Source organism: Streptomyces sp. NPDC037203, assembly GCF_055605065.1.
On sequence record NZ_JBVJUC010000023.1, the window covers coordinates 1 to 5,891 of the forward strand.

A 5,891-nucleotide genomic window follows, 5' to 3' on the forward strand; every position below is an offset into this window, starting at 1 on the left:
TCGGCGACGTTGCGGTGGGTGACGGCGACGCCCTTGGGGACGCCGGTGGAGCCGGAGGTGAACATGGCGTACACCGGCTGGTCCGGATGCACCCGGACTCCGGGGTCGTCCGTGAGCGCACACGTGGCCCCGCTCGGGATCACCTTGGCGCCCGCCGGCAGCCCCACCGTCCCCGGATCGCGGTCCGTGACGAAGAAGTCGACGTCCGACTGCCCGACGATGAGCTGGACCCGCTCCATCGGGTACCGGGTGTCCAGCGGGACGTAGACCGCGCCGGCCTTGACGACCGCGAGGGTGCCGATCACCGCGTCCGCCGACCGCTCCTGGAAGAGTGCCACCCGGCTGCCCGGCGTGACCCCCTCCGCGATCAGCCGGTGCGCCACACCGTTGGCCCGCTCGTCCAGCTCCCGGTACGTCAGCTCCTCGTCCCCGTGCACGACGGCCACCGCGTCCGGAGTGCGGGCCGCCTGCGCGGCGAACAGCTCGCCGAGGGCGACGTCCGCGCTCCCGGTGAGCAGGCCCGCCCGCCCCGCGAGCAGCAGCTCCCGCTCGCCGCCGGACAGCGACTCCAGCGCGGTGAAGGGGAGATCAGGGCTCTCGGCGGCGGCCTGGAGCAGTCGTACGAGCCGGTCCGCGGTCGCCGCGACGGTGTCCGCGTCGTACAGGTCCGTCGCGTACTCGACCGTGATGTCCAGCCCGTCCGGCGCCCCGTCCGCCGCCCGGCGCTCCGCGAAGCCGAAGGTGAGGTCGAACTTGGCGATCTCCACCTCGGAGAACTCGTAGGCCGTCTCCAGGCCCGGCAGTCCGGGTGCCTCGGCCGTCGTGTCGCCGAGGGTCAGCATGACCTGGAACAGGGGGTGCCGGGCCGGGGTGCGCTCCGGGTTGAGGATCTCGACCAGCCGGTCGAAGGGCAGGTCCTGGTGGTTCCAGACGGCCAGGTCGGTCTCCCGGACGCGGTGCAGCAGCTCCCGGAAGCTCGGCTCGCCGCTCAGGTCGGTGCGCAGCACCAGGGTGTTGACGAAGAACCCGACCAGATCGTCCAGTTGCTGGTCGGTGCGGCCGGCGACCGGGGAGCCGAGGGGGATGTCGTCCCCGGCCCCGGACCGCGCCAGCAGGGCCGACACGGCGGCCTGGGCCACCATGAACAGGGTCGTCCCGGTGTCCTGGGCCAGCGCGGTGAGCGCCGTGTGCAGATCGGCGCTCCCGTGCACCGTGTGGGTGCTGCCCCGGTTGGAGGCGGTCGCCGGGCGCGGGCGGTCGGCCGGGAGGGTGGCCTCCTCCGGCAGGTCGGCCAACGCCTCGCGCCAGAAGCCCAGTTGACGTTCCTCGTCGTCCGCCATGAGCTGCTGCTGCCACAGCGCGTAGTCGGCGTACTGGACGGGCAGCGGCTCCCAGGTGGGCGCCCGGCCCTCGGTGCGGGCCGTGTAGGCGGTGGACAGGTCGCGGAAGAGGGGCGCGTTGGACCAGCCGTCGGAGGCGATGTGGTGGATCACCAGGAGCAGCACGTGCTCGTCCGCGCCCAGCCGGAGGAGCGCGGCCCGCAGCGGGCCGCGGGCGGCCAGGTCGAAGGCGGTGCCGGAGAGTTCGGCCAGCCGGGCGGCGAGCGTGTCCGGGGTGACCGGGAGGACCGGCAGGTCCACCGGCTCCGGCGGGAGCACCGACTGGTAGGCCTTGCCGTCGTGGACCGGGAAGACCGTGCGCAGGCTCTCGTGGCGGGTGACCAGGTCGGTGAGGGCGTCCCGCAGCGCCCCGGTGTCCAGGGAACCGGTGAGCCGCAGCGCCAACGGGATGTTGTACGTCGCCGAGGGGCCCTCCATCTGGTCCAGGAACCACAGCCGCTGCTGGGCGGAGGACAGCGGGACGCGCCCGGGGCGCTGTGCCGCACGGGTCAGCGCGGCCCGCGGCAGCTCGCCGCTGCTCTCGGCGATGCGCTCGGTGATCCGCTCGGACAGCGCGACCACGGTCGCGTGCCGGAACAGGTCCTTGACGCCGAGCTGCACGCCGAAGGCCGCCCGGATGCGGCTGATGAGGCGGGTGGCGAGCAGGGAGTGGCCGCCCCGGTGGAAGAAGTGGTCGTCGATGGTGGCCGACGGCAGCCCGAGGACCGCCGCGAACAGGCCGCACAGGACCTCTTCCTGCGGATTGCGCGGAGCGCGCCCGATGACGTCGTGGATGACCTGCGGGGCGGGCAGCGCCCGCCGGTCGATCTTGCCGTTGGCGGTGAGCGGGATCGCGTCGAGGACCACGAAGGCCGAGGGGACCATGTACTCCGGCAGCGCCGCCGCGGTGTGCCGGCGCAGCTCGCCCAGGTCCACGCCGTCCCCGGCGGCCACCAGGTACGCCACGAGCCGCTTGTCCCCCGGCCGGTCCTCGCGGACGATCACCGTGGCCTGGACGACGGCCGGGTGCGCGGTCAGCGCGCCCTCGATCTCCCCCAGTTCGATGCGGAAGCCGCGCAGCTTGATCTGCTGGTCGGCGCGGCCGAGGTACTCCAGGGAGCCCTCGTGGTTCCAGCGCACCAGGTCCCCGGTGCGGTACATCCGGGAGCCCGGCGCGCCGTACGGGTCGGCCACGAACCGTTCGGCGGTGAGCGACGGGCGGCCCACGTAGCCGCGCGCCAGTCCGGCCCCGGCGATGTACAACTCGCCGGGCGCACCCGCGGGTACGGGCTGGAGCGCGGGGTCGAGGACGTACAGCCGGTGGTTGTCCAGGGCCTCGCCGATCGGGATCGTGCCCGGATAGTCGTAGGGGCGGCGGACGCGGTGGGTGGCGGCGAAGGTGGTGGTCTCGGTCGGCCCGTAGCCGTTGACGACGGTCGTGTCCGGGCAGTGCTCCTGGATCCGGCGCACCGCCTCCGGTGGGACGACGTCGCCGCCCGCCCACACCTCCCGGACCCCGGCGAAGGCCTCCGGCACCTCCTCGGCCATCACCCGGAACAGGCCCGCGGTCAGCCACAGGCTCGTGATCGAGTACCGGGCGAGCAGGTCGCCCAGCGTGTCGGTCTCCAGGTGGCCGCGGGGGGCCACGACGACCGTGCCGCCGGTCAGCCACGGCACCCAGATCTCGTAGGTGGAGGCGTCGAAGGTGTGCGGGGAGTGGAAGAGGACCCGCCGTCCGCCGTCGCCCGCGTACATCCGCTGGCGGGCCAGGTCGGCGACGTTGCGGTGGGTTACGGCGACCCCCTTCGGCACGCCGGTCGAGCCCGAGGTGAACATGACGTACAGCCACTGGTCGGGGTGGGTGGGGCCGGCCGGCCGGGTGGCGGGACCGCCGTCGAGGTCCTTGCGGTCGACGACCAGGCCCCGCGCCTGCGCCGTGGTGACCAGCGGGTGGTCGGCCAGCGCCCGGTCGGTGATCAGGACCGGCGCGTCCAGCTCGCCGAGGATCTGGGCGTGCCGGGTGTCCGGGTCGGCCGGGTTGAGGGGGGCGTAGGCGCCGCCCGCCTTCACCACCGCGAGCATCGCGACCAGGAGGTCGGCCGAGCGCTCCATCATCAGCGCGACGACGGACTCGGGGCCGACGCCGAGACCGCCGAGGCGCAGCGCGAACCGGTCGGCCTCGGCGTCGAGTTCGGCGTAGGTGAGGGAGCGCTCGCCGGACGCCACGGCGATCGCGTCCGGAGTGCGGGCCGCCTGCGCGGCGAACAGCTCCGCGAGGCCCGCGTCCGGGAAGGCGCCGTCGGTGACCGGGCCGGCGCCCAGCTCCAGTAGCCGCGCCCGCTCCTCGGGCCCGGTGAACTCCAGTTGTCCGATGGGCAGTTCCGGCGTCACGACGGCCGCCCCCAGCAGCCGCAGCAGTCGGTCCGCGAGCCCCTCGACGGTCCGGGCGTCGTACAGGTCCGTCGCGTACTCGATGGCCAGGTCCAGGCCGCCGGGACGGCCGTCGGGCGTGCGGTGCTCGTGGAAGGAGAAGGTCAGGTCGAACTTGGCGATCTCCAGCGGGGTGAAGCCGGACTCGGTGTGCACACCCGGCAGTTCGAGGACCGGCTTGGCCGCGTCCTGGAGGGTGAGGGCCACCTGGAACAGCGGGTGGCGGGCGGTGCTCCGCTCAGGGTTGAGGATCTCCACGAGCCGGTCGAAGGGCAGGTCCTGGTGGGCCCAGGCGGCCAGGTCGGTCTCCCGGACCCGGTCGAGCAGCTCGCGGAAGGACGGGTCACCGTCCACATCGGTGCGCAGCACCAGGCTGTTGACGAAGAAGCCCACCAGGTCGTCGAGGCGCTGGTCGGTGCGGCCCGCGATCGGCGCCCCGATCGGGATGTCCGTGCCGGCGCCGGAGCGGGCCAGCGCGGTCGCCACCGCGGCCTGCGCCACCATGAACAGGGTCGTCCCGGTCTCCCGCGCCAGCCGGGTCAGCGCCTCGTGCAGCGCGGGCGGGCACTGGACCTGGTGCGTACGGCCCCGGAAGCTCGCGGTCGCCGGGCGCGGCCGGTCGGCCGGCAGGGTGGCCTCCTCGGGCAGCTCGCCCAGCGTCTGCCGCCAGAACTCGGCCTGCCGCTCCCCGTCCGCCGCGAGCAGCTCCTCCTGCCAGAGGGTGTAGTCGGCGTACTGGACCGGCAGCCGCTCCCACTCGGGCGCCCGGCCCTCGACGCGGGCGGTGTAGGCGCTCGCCACATCGCGCAGGAAGGGCGCGGTGGACCAGCCGTCGGAGACGATGTGGTGCATGACCACGAGCAGCACGTGGTCCTGCGCGCCGGTCCGGAACACGCTCGCCCGCAGCGGGAGTTCGGCGGCCAGGTCGAAGGTCCGGGCCGCCGCCGCGCCGAGCAGCGCGTCCAGGGTGTGCTCCTCGGCCGGGACGACCGGCAGGTCCAGGCGGATCTCCCCGGCCGGCAGCACGACCTGCCCGGCCTCCCCGTCCGCCGCCGAGAACAGCGTCCGCAGGCTCTCGTGGCGCCCGACGGTATCGGTCAGCGCGAGCCGCAGCGCCTCGATGTCCACCGGTCCGGTCAGCCGCAGCGCGAGCGGGATGTTGTACGTCGCCGACGGCCCCTCGAGCTGGTCCAGGAACCAGAGCCTGCGCTGCCCGAAGGAGAGCGGGACCCGCTTTGGCCGCGCGACCTCGCGCAGCACCGGCCGCCGTACGTCCTCCCCGCCGCGCAGCTCCACCAGCTCCGCGAGCGCGGCCGGGGTCGGCCCCTGGAACAGGTCCTTGACGGTGATGCCCACGCCGAAGGCCGCCCGGATGCGGCTGATGAGGCGGGTGGCGAGCAGGGAGTGGCCGCCGCGGTGGAAGAAGTGGTCGTCGATGGTGGCGTCCGGCAGCCCGAGGATCTCCGCGAACAGCCCGCACAGCACCTCCTCGGCGGGGGTGCGCGGCGCCCGCCCGCCGGCCGCGTCCTGGTCGGCGGAGGGCGCGGGCAGGGCCTTGCGGTCCACCTTGCCGTTGCCGGTCAGCGGGATCGCGTCCAGCGGCACGAAGACCGACGGGACCATGTACTCGGGCAGCGCCGAAGCGGCCTGCCGGCGCAGCGCGTCGAGATCGAGGCCGGACTCGCCGGCCACCAGGTAGGCGACGAGCCGCTTGTCGCCGGGCCGGTCCTCGCGGACGGTGACGACGGCCTGGCCGACGCCCTCGTGGGCCGCCAGCACCGCCTCGATCTCCTCCGGTTCGATGCGGAACCCGCGGAGCTTGACCTGCTGGTCGGCGCGGCCGAGGTAGTCGAGCGAGCCCTGCTTGTTCCAGCGGACCAGGTCGCCCGAGCGGTACATCCGGGAGCCGGGCGCGCCGTAGGGGTCCGCCACGAAGCGGTCCGCCGTCAGGGACGGGCGGTCGAGATAGCCCAGGGCCAGACCCGCGCCCGCGATGTAGAGCTCGCCGGGGGTGCCTGGTGGGACGAGGCGGAGGGTGGTGTCGAGGACGTAGAGGCGGTGGTTGTCGAGGGCTTTGCCGAT

Annotated in this window: 1 protein-coding gene; it reads right to left on the reverse strand. The window is 74.2% G+C overall.

All coding sequences use genetic code 11. The annotated features are described in order from the left end of the window. A partial coding sequence (locus ACZ7EC_RS32715; protein ID WP_471068836.1) for an amino acid adenylation domain-containing protein occupies nt 1–5,891 on the reverse strand: 5,891 nt, incomplete at both ends.